The organism is Halomonas sp. DP4Y7-1, from assembly GCF_019800705.1.
Lineage (GTDB): Bacteria > Pseudomonadota > Gammaproteobacteria > Pseudomonadales > Halomonadaceae > Halomonas > Halomonas litopenaei_A.
Genome location: NZ_JAHVKS010000005.1, coordinates 286,412 through 301,058, shown reverse-complemented (window position 1 = coordinate 301,058; position 14,647 = coordinate 286,412). Strand labels below are relative to the sequence as shown.

General features: G+C 62.2%; 17 protein-coding genes. 7 read left to right on the top strand and 10 right to left on the bottom strand.

All coding sequences use genetic code 11. The features are described from left to right. Nucleotides 1-346: 346 nt before the first annotated feature. Nucleotides 347-1,267, bottom strand: coding sequence for an ornithine carbamoyltransferase (gene argF, locus KUV72_RS12110; protein WP_222238576.1), 921 nt, complete (start codon nucleotides 1,265-1,267; stop codon nucleotides 347-349). A gap of 257 nt (nucleotides 1,268-1,524) precedes the next feature. Between argF and grxD the strand changes: the two genes are divergently transcribed. After that, a complete protein-coding gene (gene grxD / locus KUV72_RS12105; RefSeq protein WP_206939372.1) occupies nucleotides 1,525-1,875 on the top strand; it encodes a Grx4 family monothiol glutaredoxin in 351 nt (116 codons plus the stop codon). 220 nt (nucleotides 1,876-2,095) lie between these two features. Here the strand turns inward: grxD and rnt are convergent, their stop codons facing one another. Then, nucleotides 2,096-2,761, bottom strand: coding sequence for a ribonuclease T (rnt, locus tag KUV72_RS12100; protein WP_222238575.1), 666 nt, complete (start codon nucleotides 2,759-2,761; stop codon nucleotides 2,096-2,098). A 202-nt stretch (nucleotides 2,762-2,963) separates the two neighbouring features. Between rnt and KUV72_RS12095 the strand changes: the two genes are divergently transcribed. The 6 genes from KUV72_RS12095 to KUV72_RS12070 all read left to right on the top strand — a co-directional run bounded on the left by KUV72_RS12095 (nucleotide 2,964) and on the right by KUV72_RS12070 (nucleotide 8,072). Next, the gene (locus tag KUV72_RS12095; protein WP_206939363.1) at nucleotides 2,964-4,181 is read left to right on the top strand and encodes an argininosuccinate synthase; all 1,218 of its coding nucleotides are present in this window, start codon (nucleotides 2,964-2,966) and stop codon (nucleotides 4,179-4,181) included. Nucleotides 4,182-4,217: 36 nt separating this feature from the next. After that, a complete protein-coding gene (locus tag KUV72_RS12090; protein WP_206939361.1) occupies nucleotides 4,218-4,520 on the top strand; it encodes an HlyU family transcriptional regulator in 303 nt (100 codons plus the stop codon). A 68-nt stretch (nucleotides 4,521-4,588) separates the two neighbouring features. Continuing rightward, complete coding sequence (locus KUV72_RS12085; RefSeq protein ID WP_222238574.1) at nucleotides 4,589-5,263, top strand: glutathione S-transferase; 675 nt, start codon at nucleotides 4,589-4,591, stop codon at nucleotides 5,261-5,263. Between the two features lie 192 nt (nucleotides 5,264-5,455). Beyond that, nucleotides 5,456-6,421, top strand: coding sequence for a sulfurtransferase (locus KUV72_RS12080; RefSeq protein WP_222238573.1), 966 nt, complete (start codon nucleotides 5,456-5,458; stop codon nucleotides 6,419-6,421). Between the two features lie 278 nt (nucleotides 6,422-6,699). Continuing rightward, nucleotides 6,700-7,863: a YeeE/YedE family protein gene (locus KUV72_RS12075; RefSeq protein ID WP_315857893.1), complete on the top strand. Its 1,164-nt coding sequence runs from the start codon at nucleotides 6,700-6,702 to the stop codon at nucleotides 7,861-7,863. Nucleotides 7,864-7,877: 14 nt separating this feature from the next. Then, nucleotides 7,878-8,072 carry a hypothetical protein gene (locus KUV72_RS12070; protein WP_206939357.1) on the top strand — a complete coding sequence of 65 codons (195 nt, stop codon included), beginning with the start codon at nucleotides 7,878-7,880 and terminating at the stop codon, nucleotides 8,070-8,072. A 200-nt stretch (nucleotides 8,073-8,272) separates the two neighbouring features. Here KUV72_RS12070 and KUV72_RS12065 read toward each other — a convergent pair whose 3' ends face one another. From KUV72_RS12065 to rsxA, 8 genes are all read right to left on the bottom strand, one after another. Beyond that, nucleotides 8,273-8,563: a hypothetical protein gene (locus KUV72_RS12065; protein ID WP_224907623.1), complete on the bottom strand. Its 291-nt coding sequence runs from the start codon at nucleotides 8,561-8,563 to the stop codon at nucleotides 8,273-8,275. A gap of 106 nt (nucleotides 8,564-8,669) precedes the next feature. Beyond that, entirely contained in the window at nucleotides 8,670-9,305 is a 636-nt protein-coding gene (nth, locus tag KUV72_RS12060; protein WP_206939354.1) for an endonuclease III, read from the bottom strand. 99 nt (nucleotides 9,306-9,404) lie between these two features. Further along, entirely contained in the window at nucleotides 9,405-10,157 is a 753-nt protein-coding gene (locus KUV72_RS12055; protein ID WP_222238572.1) for an electron transport complex subunit E, read from the bottom strand. Continuing rightward, nucleotides 10,150-10,728, bottom strand: a complete 579-nt coding sequence (locus KUV72_RS12050; RefSeq protein ID WP_222238571.1) for an RnfABCDGE type electron transport complex subunit G — start codon at nucleotides 10,726-10,728, stop codon at nucleotides 10,150-10,152. The genes KUV72_RS12055 and KUV72_RS12050 overlap by 8 nt, the downstream gene beginning before the upstream one ends. Beyond that, the gene (locus KUV72_RS12045) at nucleotides 10,725-11,726 is read right to left on the bottom strand and encodes an RnfABCDGE type electron transport complex subunit D (RefSeq protein WP_222238570.1); all 1,002 of its coding nucleotides are present in this window, start codon (nucleotides 11,724-11,726) and stop codon (nucleotides 10,725-10,727) included. The genes KUV72_RS12050 and KUV72_RS12045 overlap by 4 nt, the downstream gene beginning before the upstream one ends. Then, nucleotides 11,723-13,465 (bottom strand): electron transport complex subunit RsxC, encoded by a 1,743-nt coding sequence (rsxC, locus tag KUV72_RS12040; RefSeq protein WP_222238569.1) that lies wholly within the window; start codon nucleotides 13,463-13,465, stop codon nucleotides 11,723-11,725. The genes KUV72_RS12045 and rsxC overlap by 4 nt, the downstream gene beginning before the upstream one ends. Further along, entirely contained in the window at nucleotides 13,452-14,018 is a 567-nt protein-coding gene (rsxB, locus tag KUV72_RS12035) for an electron transport complex subunit RsxB (RefSeq protein WP_222238568.1), read from the bottom strand. Before rsxB ends, rsxC begins: the two co-directional genes overlap by 14 nt. Continuing rightward, on the bottom strand, nucleotides 14,015-14,605 hold the full coding sequence (gene rsxA / locus KUV72_RS12030; RefSeq protein ID WP_222238567.1) for an electron transport complex subunit RsxA: 591 nt from the start codon (nucleotides 14,603-14,605) through the stop codon (nucleotides 14,015-14,017). Before rsxA ends, rsxB begins: the two co-directional genes overlap by 4 nt. Nucleotides 14,606-14,647: the final 42 nt, after the last annotated feature.

Here is a 14,647-nt window from a genome sequence, read left to right as displayed (position 1 = left end):
CGACATTAGTCTGATTAGACCAAAGTCTATTCCTTGTCCGCTTGCTAATACATGCCGTGGGTCATGGCCAGCCGTTGCAGGCGCTGTAGGTGTTTTGGTTCAAGCACTCGTTGACGTGGTGCCTGCTCAGCATGACTCGATGGGGATCCCAGGGCGCTGAAGCCCGCGTTGGTGTGGGTGGGGCGTAGCGAAAGAAAGGTAACAAGAGAAAGGTAACGAGAGGAATGAAACGGGAGGCGTGGATAGATGGCAGCGACTTAAGGGGGCGACAGGCCTTAGGCGTATCGCCAAGCCCTGCCGCGATATTGCGGCAGGGCCTTGCTGATAAGCAGCGAGTCGCCGGGTATCAGTGACTGACCTGACCCAGCATCAGGAACTCCAGCAGTGCCTTCTGGGCATGCAGGCGGTTGCCGGCTTCCTGCCAGACCACGGCGCGGGGATCATCCAGCAAGGTTTCGCTGATCTCTTCGCCGCGGTGAGCGGGTAGGCAGTGCAGGAACAGCACGTCCTTGTCCGCCGCATCCAGCATGGCCTCAGTCACCTGGAAGGCGGCGAAGTCGGCTTCTCTGCGCGCCTGCTCCTCTTCCTGTCCCATGGATGCCCATACATCGGTTGTCACCAGGTCGGCACCTGCGACGGCGGTCATGGGATCGCGGAGGATGGTCACTCGGTCTCCTGCGGCTGCCAGGATATCCTCGCGGGGCTCGTAGCCTTCAGGGCAGCAGATGCGCAGGGAGAAGTCGAACTGGCGTGCGGCATTGATCCAGGAGTGGCACATGTTGTTGCCGTCCCCGATCCATACCGCCGTGCGGCCCTTGACGCTACCCCGCAGCTCGGTCCAGGTCATCACGTCCGCCAGCAGCTGGCAGGGGTGGTAATCATCGGTCAGCGCATTGATGACCGGAACGTCGCTGGCAGCGGCGAACTCTTCAAGCCCCTGGTGGGAGAAGGTACGGATCATCACCGCGTCAACCATCTCTGACAGCACCCTAGCCGTGTCTCCAATGGGCTCGCCACGTCCTAGTTGAGTGTCCCTAGGCGAGAGGAACAGCGCGTGACCACCGAACTGAGCCATGGCGGTCTCGAAGGAGACACGAGTCCGTGTTGACGACTTCTCGAAGATCATCGCCAGGGTGCGGTTGGTAAAGGGCGCGTAGGTCGGGCCCTGGGCCTTGAGCCCATTCTTGATCGTGATCGCGCGCTGGATGAGGTAGCGCAATTCATCCTGGCTCAGGTCCAGTAGGGTCAGGAAGTGGCGGGCGGCCATGGCGTCTCTCCAACGAGGTAAAAAACGACCATCCTAGCCAGCGCGGAGGGGATGCGCAACGCGCCGCTGGGCCGTACAATGCGTTCAAGGAAAGGCCGAGCGTGGCAATCAGGTATTGTCTCGAAAGGGGTATCGATCCCGACGCGCATTGAAAAGTGCGGATGTTGACCCCATCGTATCGGCCGAAAGCGAACCGTAAGGGCATGCATCGTACCGTGAGGACATGCCAGACAAGCCCGAATCATTGAGGAGCCGTGATGAGCACCACCGTCGAGAACATTCAGCGCCAGATCAGCGAAAACCCCATTCTCATTTACATGAAGGGGTCTCCGCAGCTGCCGCAGTGCGGCTTCTCTGCGCAGACCGTGCAGGCGCTGATGGCGTGTGGCGAGCGCTTTGCTTTCGTCAACGTACTGGACAACCCCGACATTCGTGCCGAACTGCCCAAGGTGGCCAACTGGCCGACCTTCCCGCAGCTGTGGGTGGAAGGTGAGCTGGTCGGCGGTTGCGACATCGTGGTCGAGATGCATAACAATGGCGAACTTGAGCCCCTGATCAAGCAAGCCGCTGAACGTGCTCGCCAGAATGAAGAGGGCGGCGCCGAGTAAGGTGCAGCCTAGCATTCGATTGACCGGTCAGGGCCGGCTAGCCGCTGGATCGCCGAGGTGGTGAGGGTGTTACCGCGCCCCCGCGCGACGGATCAAACACGGTCATCTGACTGATCAAACGCAAGGCCCCGCTGGTGTGGACACCAGCGGGGCCTTGTCGTATGTCGAGAGTCTCTCTGGTGAGCAGCATCCTGCCGCAGTAAAAAGGCATGGACCGGTGTCAGTCCTCCTCCATTCCCTGTTCCTGCTGAGCCAGCCGCCAACCGCCCAGGTCCTTGTAGCGGTTGACCATCGCGCAGAACAGCTCGGCCGTGCGCTCGGTGTCATAGCGGGCAGAGTGGGCGGCGTTGTTGTCGAAGTCGATGCCGGCGGCACGGCAAGCTCGGGCCAGCACGGTCTGGCCGTAGACCAGTCCTGCCAGGGAGGCGGTATCGAAGCTTGAGAACGGGTGGAAGGGGTTGCGCTTGATGTCGCAGCGGTTGGTCGCGGCATTGAGGAAGCCATGGTCAAAGGCAGCGTTGTGGCCTACCAGAATGGCTCTGGTGCAGCCATGAGCCTTGATGGCCTTGCGCACTGGACGGAATATTTCACCCAGCGCCTCGGCTTCAGTCACGGCGACCTGCTGACGCAGGGGGTCGTCGAGACGAATGCCGGTGAAGTCCAGTGCCGACTGTTCGACGTTGGCGCCGGCAAACGGCTCGATGTGATAGGCAAAGGTAGCGTCGGGCAGCAGGTTGCCCTCCGGGTCCATGGTCAGGGTGACAGCGGCGATCTCCAGCAGGGCGTCGCTTTCGGGATTGAAGCCGCCGGTCTCGATATCCACCACCACCGGCAGAAAACTGCGAAAACGTTGCGCCATGAGTTCGCGGGCGATCAGCTCGCTCATGCACCTCTCCTTGTCGGGCCGTGGGGTAATGGGCCTGTGTGATGCAGGCCGAAACGGCGAAAGTCTAGCAGTTTGGCAGCGCGGCGTCCCGTAGCGGTATTCGACACCGGCCATGCGCGCTATACTCGGCCCTCTTCAAGCGCCATTCATGAAGGAATGCGCTGGTCACGTCATGTCTGTCATACAAGAAGGAGCCCCTAGCATGTCCGATGTCAAGAAGGTCGTGCTCGCCTATTCGGGCGGTCTGGACACATCCGTCATCGTCAAGTGGTTGCAGGAGACTTACCACTGCGAAGTGGTGACCTTTACCGCCGACATCGGTCAGGGTGAGGAAGTCGAGCCGGCCCGTGCCAAGGCTGAGGCCCTGGGCGTCAAGGAAATCTACATCGAGGACCTGCGTGAAGAGTTCGTGCGCGACTACGTCTACCCGATGTTCCGTGCCAACACCATTTACGAAGGTGAGTACCTGCTGGGTACCTCTATCGCGCGTCCGCTGATCGCTCGTCGTCTGATCGAGATTGCCAACCAGACCGGTGCCGATGCGATTTCCCACGGTGCTACCGGCAAGGGCAACGATCAGGTCCGTTTCGAACTGGGCGGCTACGCCCTGAAGCCTGGCGTCAAGGTCATTGCGCCGTGGCGTGAGTGGGATCTGAATTCCCGCGAGAAGCTGATGGCCTACTGCCAGCAGCACGATATTCCCGTCGACTTCAGCAAGAAAAAGAAGTCCCCTTACTCGATGGATGCCAACCTGCTGCATATCTCCTACGAGGGCGGCATTCTCGAAGATCCCTGGGCGGAAGCCGAAGAGGACATGTGGCGCTGGAGCGTGTCGCCGGAAGCGGCACCGGACACTCCGACCTACGTCGAGCTGACCTTTGAAAAGGGCGACATCGTGGCCATCGACGGCGTGCCGATGAAGCCCCACGAAGTGCTGGAGAAGCTGAACAAGCTGGGTGGTGACAACGGTATCGGCCGTCTCGATATCGTCGAGAACCGCTACGTCGGCATGAAATCTCGCGGCTGCTATGAAACCCCTGGCGGTACCATCATGCTGCGTGCTCACCGCGCCATCGAGTCGTTGACCCTCGACCGGGAAGAAGCCCACCTCAAGGATGAGCTGATGCCCAAGTATGCCGAGGTCATCTACAACGGCTACTGGTGGAGCCCGGAGCGTCGCATGCTGCAGGCCGCCATCGACGAGACCCAGAAGAATGTGTCCGGCGTTGTTCGCATGAAGCTGTACAAGGGCAATGCCATCGTGGCAGGCCGTCGCTCCGACGAGTCGCTGTTCGACGAGTCCATCGCGACCTTTGAAGACGACAAGGGCGCCTACGACCAGAAGGATGCGGAAGGCTTCATCAAGCTGAATGCGCTGCGTCTGCGTATCGCCGCAGGCAAGGGCCGTCGTCAGGACTAAGCGCTTGGCGTTCGACCATCAGATCCAGGAGGCGACATGTTCAAGAAGCTGATCGGCAGCCTTTTCAAGGGTGGAGGCGCCGCTGAATCGCGTTCCACGGAGGAGGCCGAGGCCGTGGAGTATCGCGGATTCCTGATCGTGTCTCGTCCGCAGGAGCAGGGCGGTCAGTATCGCGTCAGCGGCTTTATTCGCAAGCCCATCGAGGGTGGCGAGACGCTGGAACACGCTTTCGAGCGCTCTGACCTGGTGCCTGGGCGTGAGGCCTGTGATGCGCTGATGCGACAGAAGGCGGAACGCTACATCGATGAAGTCGGTGATGGCATGTTCTCGTCTGATTGAGACGAAGCGATGGAAACGGCGCCCCCTGGGCGCCGTTTCTGTTTCAGCCATGGGGTAAAGGAGACCACATGATCGTATTGCACCATCTCGAAAACTCCCGCTCTCTCAGAGTGGTCTGGCTACTGGAAGAGCTTGGAGTCGACTATGACATTCAGCTCTATCGGCGTGATCCCAAGACCATGCTGGCCCCTGAATCCCTCAAGCAGGTTCACCCGCTAGGCAAGTCGCCGCTGATCACCGACCAGCATCAGGCGGGCAGGGTCGTGGCAGAAAGCGGTGCGATCATCGAGTATCTGCTGCGCCATTACGACAGGGAGCAGGCGCTGTCTCCCTCCGTCGACAGTGAAGCCTACGATGACTATGTGTTCTGGATGCACCATGCGGAGGCCTCGGCGATGCCCCCGCTGGTGATGAATCTGGTGTTTGGCAGGCTCAGCAAGCCCCCTGTGCCGGCTCTGGTACGTCCTTTGGGCAAGATGTTCGCCAAGGGGGTAAAAGAGCAGTATCTCGGGCCAGAAATACGACGGCTGATAGGCTTTTGGGAGCAGCATCTGGCAGAGCACCGCTGGTTCGCGGGAGAGACGTTCAGCGCGGCGGATATCCAGATGAGTTTCCCGCTACTGGCGCTGGAAGGTCGGGGCATGTTGTCTGACCATCCGGCGCTCACGCGCTTTCTCGAGCAAACCCGGGCGCGCCCCGCCTATGGCCGTGCGACGGAAAAGGGCGGTGAGCTCTCACTCTAGGGCTTGGCTGAAAAGTGCCTGCGCTTGTCGACGTTTCGGACAGAGCCTCGACCGTCGTTATGGGAACAGGTTTGACCCGGTGGCTGATCGGTTTTGGTTATGAGCACGTAAATCATTATTCATGCCAAGCATATTGAGTTTGCAGCTGCGAGCAGGATAATGGGTTGATCTCCTACCCAAGAGGTCAACTTTATGCGCATCTTACTGACGCTTGCGGGGGCGCTGACGATGGCGAGCTCCGCGCATGCAGCCGATGTCGAGCCGCTGGTCAGTCCTGAGTGGCTTGAAGCGAACCTGGATAATGACGATGTGGTGGTGCTGGATATTCGCTCCAGCATCGACAATGGCGGTGACCGGTCAAGCTTCGAGGAAGCCCACATTCCCGGCAGTCTGTATTCGAGCTATACCGAGGACGGCTGGCGGGAAACCCGCGATGGTGTCACCGGCGTCATGCCGCCGGTGTCGAGTCTTGAGCGCTTGATCGGCGGCCTCGGAATCGATAATGACGATACCGTGGTGCTGGTGCCGGCGGGTACCGGCGCGACGGACTTTGGCAGCGCGGCACGGGTGTACTGGACCTTCAAGGTGCTGAGTCACGAGCAGGTGGCGATCCTCGACGGCGGCTTTGCCGGTTGGAAAGCGGCAGGCCTCGAACTGGCCAGTGGCTCGGCAGAGTACCCTGATCCGGTGCGCTTTGAAGGACGTCTGAATGAGGCTCTGCTGGCGACGACTGCAGAGGTAGAGGCGGCCCGCGAGTCCCAGGGTCAGCTGGTCGACGCCCGCCCAGAGGACTACTTCAAGGGCGACAACCAGTCTCCTGCAGCGACTGCTCCAGGTACCATTCCTGGCGCACGTAACCTGCCTCATCAGACGCTGCTGGCCGATGACGACGGCGCCTGGCGGTTGAATACGGCGGAAGTGACCTCGCGTATCCAGGCGGCAGAACTGGATGCGGATGCCAAGACCGTGGCGTTCTGCAACACCGGACACTGGGCAGCGACTGACTGGTTCGTGCTGAGTGAAATTGCCGGCTTTGATAACGTGGCGTTGTATGACGGTTCCATGGCTGAGTGGACCCAGGATGAGTCACGTCCGCTGGCGGTGGCGAAGCAGGGGCTTGGCAAGGTGCTGGACGCGCTCGGCTTTGGTGACGAGTGACCCTTGGATCCGTGATCCCTCGATAGGTGTCGTTTAGATAGTTAGCTTCTAGATGGCTATTGGCGATGCCTAGATGACCGCCGCCAGGACGCCGTGAATCAGTGGCGGCACCGGCGGCGGTGATACTCCTTCCTTTGAACAGATGCACTTCCATGACTCAGATGTCTTCACAGGCCGCTTCGGCCACCGCTAGCGACGCTGCTGGCTCCGCGCACAGGGCTCGGCCACCTGGCGCTGAGCAAAGCGCTGGACAAACTCCTGGACAGGCCCCCCTCAAGGTGGATCGTTTCGTCGTCAGCCTGGCGCTGATCGGCATGGTCGTGCTGGGCGGTCTGGTATGGCTTGAGACCGCGCCTTTTCTGGTGGTGTTGTTTGCCATTGGCATCGCGCTCGGCGTGGCGCTTTACCACGGTGCCTTCGGCTTTACCGCCGGTTGGCGAAACCTGGTCACCAAACGCCGCGGGGCCGGTATGCGCGCGCAGCTGATGCTGTTTGCCCTGACCTCGGCATTGATGATTCCTTTGCTTGGCAGCGGCCAGCCCGGTCTGGTCGGCGCGGTTGCGCCCATTGGCACCTCGCTTATCGTTGGCTCGTTTGTGTTTGGTCTGGGCATGCAACTTGGCGGAGGGTGCGGTTCAGGCACCCTGTTTACGGTCGGCGCGGGCAATCTGCGCATGCTGGTGACGCTTGCGTTCTTCATCATTGGTGCGGTGGTCGGCTCGATCCACCTGCCTTGGTGGCTGGACTTGCCCAGTCTTGATCCGGTCAGTCTGATCGATAGTGTGGGTGTGCCGGGAGCGATAGCGGTGCAGTGGGTCGGCCTGGGCTTGGTCGCGCTGTGGGTCAATCGCGTGGAGCGTCGCGCTCACGGTGAGCTTGAGCGTTCAGAGCTGCGCCTTCGTCCAGTAGAAGGGAGTGCATTCAAGGCCCTCGTGCAGGGCCGCTGGCCCTTCGTTTGGGCCATATTGGTGCTGGCAGTCGGCAACACCCTGACGCTGCTGGTGGGAGGCGCCCCCTGGGGCATTACCTTTGCCTTCAATCTGTGGGGAGCAAAGGCGCTGCAGGCCATCGGCGTGGACATGAGCCAGTTCGAGTTCTGGACCTGGGACTATCCGGCCATGGCCCTGGCCGACTCTGTGCTGGTCAATATCACCTCGATAATGAACTTCGGTCTGCTGCTTGGGGCCATGCTGGCAGCGGGCCTGGCCAATCGCTTCAACGAAGCCAGCCGCAAGAAGGTAGAGGGTCGTCAATTTCTGGCCGCGGTGGTGGGTGGCCTGCTGCTGGGCTACGGCGCCAGGTTGGGATTTGGCTGTAATATCGGCGCGCTGTTTTCGGGCTTGGCTTCTGGAAGTCTGCATGCCTGGGTGTGGTTCGCCTGCGCCTTTGTTGGTTCGTTGGTGGGTATTCGCCTGCGGCCCTGGTTCCGTCTGCCCAATTGAACAAGGAGTGCGCCATGCAAGCCGCTTACCGCCGTAGCCGCATCATCGCCATGTTGCTGGCCATCCTGGTACTGATACTTGCGGATCATCTCAGCAGCCCAACCTTTGCCTTCAACATGGGAGATGGTCACGCCCGTACATCCCTGAATCAGCGGGATGCCAACGCCTGCGCGCCCTGCGGAGCGCCCTGTCCGTCGACTCGGGAATAGCCTGGGTAGGCGCTGTCGAACAGGTGACAGAGGTGGATGGCAACAACGGAGAAGTAGGTAGAAAAATAGGTAGAGACAGTAGGTAAAGAAAAGGCGCTCCTGCCGTGGCAGGAGCGCCTTTTTCATGGCGTGATCGGGAATGGTGGCTCGTAGGGTCTGGCAGGGTATCTACCGACAGCGCAGGGGGCTGCGATGGGCGTTCAGTCGCCAGGGGACTGACGCCGCGGCATCTTGGGTCCCAGCGGCCCCAGCCAGAGCCACACTTGCAGGACCACCAGTACCGGCAGGAGCCAGGTCGGGGCGCCAACGGTCCACACCAGCACCTGGTGGATCATGAACGCGGTGATGCCGCCCAGCAGGCCCAGTACCGGGAACATCAGCGGACGTTCGGACCCGGGGCGGCGGCTCAAGCGGAACAGCGAGCCAGTAAAGGCGCCGAAGCTCGAGGCCATGGCCAGTGGTATCCAGAGTTCTCGCAGCACATCGTTCATGGTTGATCGCTCATATTGCAGCATAGAGCGCCAGCGTAACGTGTCCTGACGGTCTATGCGCTTCAACTTTGGCGTTAGCCGTGCCGTTGAGGAGTCGGACGTCAGGCTACAGATCGACCTTTTCCTTGAACTCGCACAGGTCCTCGATCACACAGCTGCCACAGCGTGGCTTGCGTGCCACACAGGTGTAGCGCCCGTGGAGGATGAGCCAATGGTGTGCATCCTGGCGAAATTCCTTGGGCACATGCCGCATCAGCCGTTCCTCCACCTCGATCACGTTCTTGCCCTTGGCGATGCCGGTGCGGTTGGAGACTCGGAAGATATGGGTGTCCACCGCAATGGTAGGCTGGCCGAAAGCGGTATTGAGAATCACGTTGGCGGTCTTGCGGCCGACTCCCGGGAGTGCTTCTAGCTCAGGGCGAGTACGCGGCACGTCGCCGCCATGCTGCTGGACCAGCAGATGGCAGGTCTTCATCAGGTTTTCGGCTTTGGTGTTGAACAGGCCGATCGTCTTGATGTGGTCCTTGAGGGCGTCGATACCCAGATCAATGATGGCCTGGGGCGTGTTGGCGACGGGAAATAGCCTTGCCGTGGCCTTGTTGACGCCGACATCTGTTGCCTGGGCAGACAGCAGCACTGCAGCCAGCAGCTCGAACGGGGTCGACCAATGAAGCTCTGTGGTGGGCTCGGGATTATGGGCCCGCAGTCGAGTGAAGATTTCGTGGCGTTTGGCAGCGTTCATGGGACTCCCGTAGCGAGGGTTGCGGTCACGCTCAATTGCGGCCTGGAGGTTGGGACTTGAGTCAGTGACTGGGTGTTGCGCTGAACTGAGTGATTGAGCCTAGTGAATGGTCCCGGTGACTCTCACCCTTCGCTGCTCGGAAGGGGGCTGCGAGGCGGGGCGGCGGCGAGCGGTGTGGTCGTCGATGGCGTTCTTGCCGGCAATCAGCAGGCCGGTTATCAGAAAGGCCCCAGGCGGCAGCGCCATAAACAGCATGTGGCGCTCCCCCGGTAGCTGGATCACCCAGTCAGCCGCGCCGCTACCCAGCAGTAGCTCCATGCCATCAAACAGTGTGCCCTGGCCGAGAGCCTCGCGCAGGGCGCCAATCACTATCAGCACCAGGGTGAAGCCTAGTCCATTCATCAGCGCGTCCAGCAGCGATGGGGCCAGCGGCTGGCGCGAGGCAAAGGCTTCTACTCGCGCAAGGATGGCGCAATTGGTCACGATCAGTGGCAGGAAGATGCCCAGCACCTGATAAAGCTCGTAGGCCATCGCGGCCATGGCGAGTTCTGTGCAGGTCACCAGCGCTGCAATGATCATGACAAAGGCAGGCAGCCGTATCTCGGGGCGGATGTGACCTCTTATCATCGATGCGCAGCCATTGGCGCCCAGCATGACAGCCAGCGTGGCAAGACCGAGTCCCAGGCCGTTGACGATGGTGCCGGATACCGCCAGCAATGGACATAGCCCCAATAGTTGTACCAGAGCAGGGTTGTTGTTCCACAGTCCGTTGGCGGCGATTTGGCGAGCCTGCTGGCGAGTCAGGGAGCTATTTGACGAGCTGTCTGACGAGCTATGCGAGTCGTCATTCATCAGGAGTCTCCCGCGGTGAGGTGGTGGCAGATGAGACTGCTGGCGTGGCGGCGACGACAGCGCGAATCACGGCCTCTGAGGTTATGGTAGCGCCGGTCAGTGCCTCGATGGGACCTGATGGTGTCAACGCCAGGGCGTCCTGATGGCGCCCCTCGAACTGATCCACCCAAGGACTCTTGCGTCGTTCGATCTTGTCCCCCAGACCCGGGGTTTCGTGATGCTCAAGCACGCGCACCGCGACGATCTTGCCTTCAGGGGTGAACGCGACCAACAGGCGTATCGCACCTCCGTATCCCATCGCCTTACCGGCGTGAACGGTGGCGAGTCGCTGGCCGTTAGGCCCCCGCGCTTCCCAGGAGGGAACGTCGTCGAGGGCAACGATCGATGCTGTCTGCGGCGGTACCAACTGCTTCAGCAGTTGCTGCTGATAGTGCTCGCGATTGGCCGCGATCGGGGCCTCACTCAGCCAGTGCGTTATCACGACGCTGGCTAACGTGACGACGGCAAGCAGTAGCAGCGTTGCGACCGCCCCCCGCGGGCTTGGTAAGGGTGGCGCTGTCGGGGCTGTCATGAATTCCCCCTGGGCGCATCGCTGGCTGAGCGGTGCGTCCCTGAGCACAGTTGATCGAGCAGCGGGGCCGAGAGGTTCATCAGCAGCACGGCGAAAGCGATGGCGTCGGGGTAGCCCCCGTAGCCCCGGATGAGCATGACCAGTGCGCCGATCGCGGCACCGAACACCCAGCGCGCGCGTCGATGGCCGGGAGCGCTGACCGGATCGGTGATGATAAAGAAGGCGCCCATGATGGTGGCGCCATTGAACAGATGAAATGCCACGGAGCCAGTACCCGACACCTGGTTTAACAGCGCTGCCAGGACTGCCATGGTGCTCAGCATGGCCAGCGGCAGTCGCCAGTCGATGAGACGCTGGGCCAGTAGTACCAGCCCGCCAGAAAGCCAGGCCAGGGAGATGATGGCCCAAGGTGAAGAGAGGTTGGCATCGCCGATGACCGAGGCGCCGGCAGGCTGACGCAGCGCATCGAGGGGAGTGGCGCCACTGACGGCGTCCAATGTGTTCGCGTCAAGTTGGCCGAGCCAGCCCTGCCACAGGTGGGAGAGGTTTTGGACATCGCCGGCGCCAAAGCCTGTGGCGTCCGGCCATAGACTCAGCGGTACCGGGAAGGACACCAGCAGCATCGCGTAGCCGACCATGGCGGGGTTGAAGATGTTGTGCCCCAGCCCACCATAGAGGTGCTTGGCCACGGCGATGGCGGCCACGGCACCGATCAGAATGAGCCAGACACTGATACCAGCGGGCAGCGCCGCGCCGAGCAGAATGCCGGTCAGCATGGCGCTACCGTCGGCCAGTGTTGGGCGCAGTGGACGTGATCTTGCGGCGAGCATCAGGGCTTCTACCAGACAGCAGCACAGGATGCCGGTCAGCACATTGGTGATGACACCGGCACCGAAGTACCAGGTCTGAGCGGCGATGCCGGGCAAGCAGGCCAACGAGACGCTGCGCATCACGCGGGCGCTGCTGGCGATAGGCGCTGTCTGGTGCAAGTAGCTCATGATGTCGGGGCTTCCTGGCGGGCGGCGGCCAGCTGCGCATTGGCAGCCTCTAGATGTTCGCGGGCAGTGCTCTGCTGAGACTCGAGGTCGGCCAGCACCTCGCTGGGTTGCTGCTGCTGGGCGGCACGCTCGAGCGCCTTCTCTGCCTTACGCAGCGCCGCCTTGGCCGCTGCCTGGGCGATGCGCAGGCTGCGCAGATCGGCGGGAGCCGAGGAGGTGGGCGCGTGGTCATCCGCTGGGGTCTTGGGAGCGGGACGTCGCAGCGCCGCCTTGCGCGCCTGGCGTCTGGCTTCACGCTCATTCTGTTCGCGCTGCATGCGCTCCTTGCGGGCATCGAAGCGAGCTCGGGCCTGGTCCGCCCTGGCCCTTTCGGCGTCGGCAACCCGCAGGCGGCGCTTGGCCTCGCCGAAGGATGCCGCCAGCGGAAGGTGGCTGGGGCATACATAGTCGCAAGCGCCGCACTCGATACAGGCAAGCAGGCCGTGGGCCTTGGCCCGTTCGTCATCTTCGACCCGCGTGTGCCACCACAGCTGCTGAGGCGCCAGGCCCGCAGGACAGGCGGGCACGCAGTCGTTGCAGCGAATGCAGGGCGACGGCGGGGGCGGGCTGGGCAGCTCTTGTTCGGTGGCCGCGATCAGACAGTGGGTCGTGGGGGTTGTCGCTGCGCTGGCAAGCGACCGGTGGTGCCCCATCAGTGGGCCTCCATCGATCAACTTGGCGAGCCTGGAGGTATCCAGTCCAGCGTCAGCCAACAGCGTGGCTGCCGGTGTGCCCACTCTGGCCTCAACGTTGCCCGGTGCACTCAACGCCTGACCCGCCAGCGTCACGATGCGGGTGATGGCGGGGAGGCCGCGAATCACCGCGTCGTGGATGGCGGCCAGGGTGGCGGGGTTGTGACATAACACCCCGACGTCAACCGGCAGTTGCTGCGGCGTCATCCTTCGCGCCAGCAGGCGGTCGATCAACTGACGCTCACCGCCGCTTGGGTAGCGGGTCGGGATGATCACGACGTCGGTCGGCAGTGCAGACATGGCGAGGGCGGCCGATAGCGCCTCGGCCGCCTCTGGCTTGTCATCTTCGATGCCGGCGATGATGCGGGTGGCACCGGTAGCGCGCGCGAGAATCAGCGCGCCGCTCACGACCCTTTCGGCGTCGTGACGCAGCAAGGCATCGTCAGCGGTGATGTAGGGTTCACATTCAGCGGCATTGATCAGCAGGGTGTCGATGCCGGCGCGGTGGGCGGCTCTGGCTTTCAAGGCGGCCGGAAAGCCTGCGCCTCCCATGCCTGCGATACCCGCCTCTGCGATGCGCTCAAAAATCTGCTCTGGAGATGCCTGCTCGGCTGCCAGCGGCCGCATGGTGAGGATCTGCTGGCTGCCTTCGGCAACGATGACAATGCCTGGTGCATCACTTACACGCTCCCGGGTGGAGGTGATGGCCGCGGCGCCAGACAAATTGACCCGTCCGCTGATGGGGGCATGCAGCGGCAGTGCCAAATGTCCCACCGGGCGGGCGATGCGCTGGCCCGCCCGAACCCAGTCACCGTCGTTCACTTCCAGCAGTGTTTCGGCCCACGGCTTGTGGGAGTTGTCATTGAGCGCCAGGGAGACCTGTGGTGGCAGCGGCGCGCGTCGAATGCCGAGATCACGGGTCTGGGCCTTGCGGGTGTCAGGGCGGATGCCTGGCGCACAGGAGCCGCCGAGACCCAGCCAGCGCCGCAGGCGTTCACGCGTTGACATGGTGTTCTCCCGATGGGCGGTCCGACGCGATGAGACGAACGGATTCGCCCATCGCCGGTGGTCTCTCCAGCAGGTCGATGCAGTCAACCGGGCAGGGTGCGACGCACAGGTCGCAGCCGGTGCACTCGTCGGCAATCACCGTGTGCATCAGCTTCGACGCCCCGATAATGGCGTCCACGGGACAGGCCTGGATGCACTTGGTACAGCCAATGCACTCATCTTCCCGAATAAAGGCCACCATGGTGGTGCTGGTTGCTTCGCCATCCAGGGGAACGGGATCACGTCCCAGTAAGGCGGCGAGTTCGGTAATGGTGGTGTCGCCCCCTGGGGGACACTTGTTGATCGCTTCGCCTTGCTCCACTGCCTCGGCATAGGGGCGGCAGCCAGGGTAACCACACTGGCCACACTGGGTCTGAGGCAGCAGCGCGTCGATCTGCTGGACCAGGCCGTCCTCGCCGGCGCCGAAACGTCGGTGCATCCATCCAAGCAGCAAGCCACAGCTGCCGATCAGGCTTACCAGCAGCAGCAGGCCGAGCAGTGAAGGGGCGGTCACTGGATTGCCCCCTTCGCCAAGCCGGCAAAGCCCATAAAGGCAAGCGACATCAGGCTGGCGGTGACCATGGCGATGGCAGGGCCTCGAAACGGGCGTGGTACGTCTGCAGCAGCCAGGCGTTCGCGCATGGCGGCGAGCATGATCAGCACCAGGGAGAAACCCAGCGCTGCACTGAAGCCGTACAGCACAGCACCGAAGAAGCCACTGTCACGCTGGAGGCTGAGCAGGGCGACACCGAGTACGGCACAGTTAGTCGTGATCAGCGGCAGGAAAATGCCTAGCACCCGGTGAAGCAGGGGGCTGGTATGCCTGACCATGATGTCCGTAGCCTGAACCACCACGGCGATCACCACGATAAAGGCAATGGTACGCAGGTACTCCAGCTCAAAGGGGACGAGCAGGTAGCGGTACAGCAGATGACTGGCGGCGGCCGCCAAGGTCAGCACGAAGGTGGTCGCCAGGGCCATGCCCAGGGCGGACTCCAGCTTGGAGGAGACCCCTAGAAAAGGGCATAGTCCGAGGAACTGCACCAAAACGAAGTTGTTGACCAGGGCGGTACTGACGAGAACGAGGAGAACGTCGGTCATGGCATGCACGGTATAGCGGCCGGCGGGCTAGAGCCCGCCGGC

Coding starts and splice junctions, on each gene's coding strand:
- argF (WP_222238576.1), bottom strand. CDS start 1,267: ATGGCCGCCCGCCACTTCCTGACCCTACTGGACCTGAGCCAGGATGAA.
- grxD (WP_206939372.1), top strand. CDS start 1,525: ATGAGCACCACCGTCGAGAACATTCAGCGCCAGATCAGCGAAAACCCC.
- rnt (WP_222238575.1), bottom strand. CDS start 2,761: ATGAGCGAGCTGATCGCCCGCGAACTCATGGCGCAACGTTTTCGCAGT.
- KUV72_RS12095 (WP_206939363.1), top strand. CDS start 2,964: ATGTCCGATGTCAAGAAGGTCGTGCTCGCCTATTCGGGCGGTCTGGAC.
- KUV72_RS12090 (WP_206939361.1), top strand. CDS start 4,218: ATGTTCAAGAAGCTGATCGGCAGCCTTTTCAAGGGTGGAGGCGCCGCT.
- KUV72_RS12085 (WP_222238574.1), top strand. CDS start 4,589: ATGATCGTATTGCACCATCTCGAAAACTCCCGCTCTCTCAGAGTGGTC.
- KUV72_RS12080 (WP_222238573.1), top strand. CDS start 5,456: ATGCGCATCTTACTGACGCTTGCGGGGGCGCTGACGATGGCGAGCTCC.
- KUV72_RS12070 (WP_206939357.1), top strand. CDS start 7,878: ATGCAAGCCGCTTACCGCCGTAGCCGCATCATCGCCATGTTGCTGGCC.
- KUV72_RS12065 (WP_224907623.1), bottom strand. CDS start 8,563: ATGAACGATGTGCTGCGAGAACTCTGGATACCACTGGCCATGGCCTCG.
- nth (WP_206939354.1), bottom strand. CDS start 9,305: ATGAACGCTGCCAAACGCCACGAAATCTTCACTCGACTGCGGGCCCAT.
- KUV72_RS12055 (WP_222238572.1), bottom strand. CDS start 10,157: ATGAATGACGACTCGCATAGCTCGTCAGACAGCTCGTCAAATAGCTCC.
- KUV72_RS12050 (WP_222238571.1), bottom strand. CDS start 10,728: ATGACAGCCCCGACAGCGCCACCCTTACCAAGCCCGCGGGGGGCGGTC.
- KUV72_RS12045 (WP_222238570.1), bottom strand. CDS start 11,726: ATGAGCTACTTGCACCAGACAGCGCCTATCGCCAGCAGCGCCCGCGTG.
- rsxC (WP_222238569.1), bottom strand. CDS start 13,465: ATGTCAACGCGTGAACGCCTGCGGCGCTGGCTGGGTCTCGGCGGCTCC.
- rsxA (WP_222238567.1), bottom strand. CDS start 14,605: ATGACCGACGTTCTCCTCGTTCTCGTCAGTACCGCCCTGGTCAACAAC.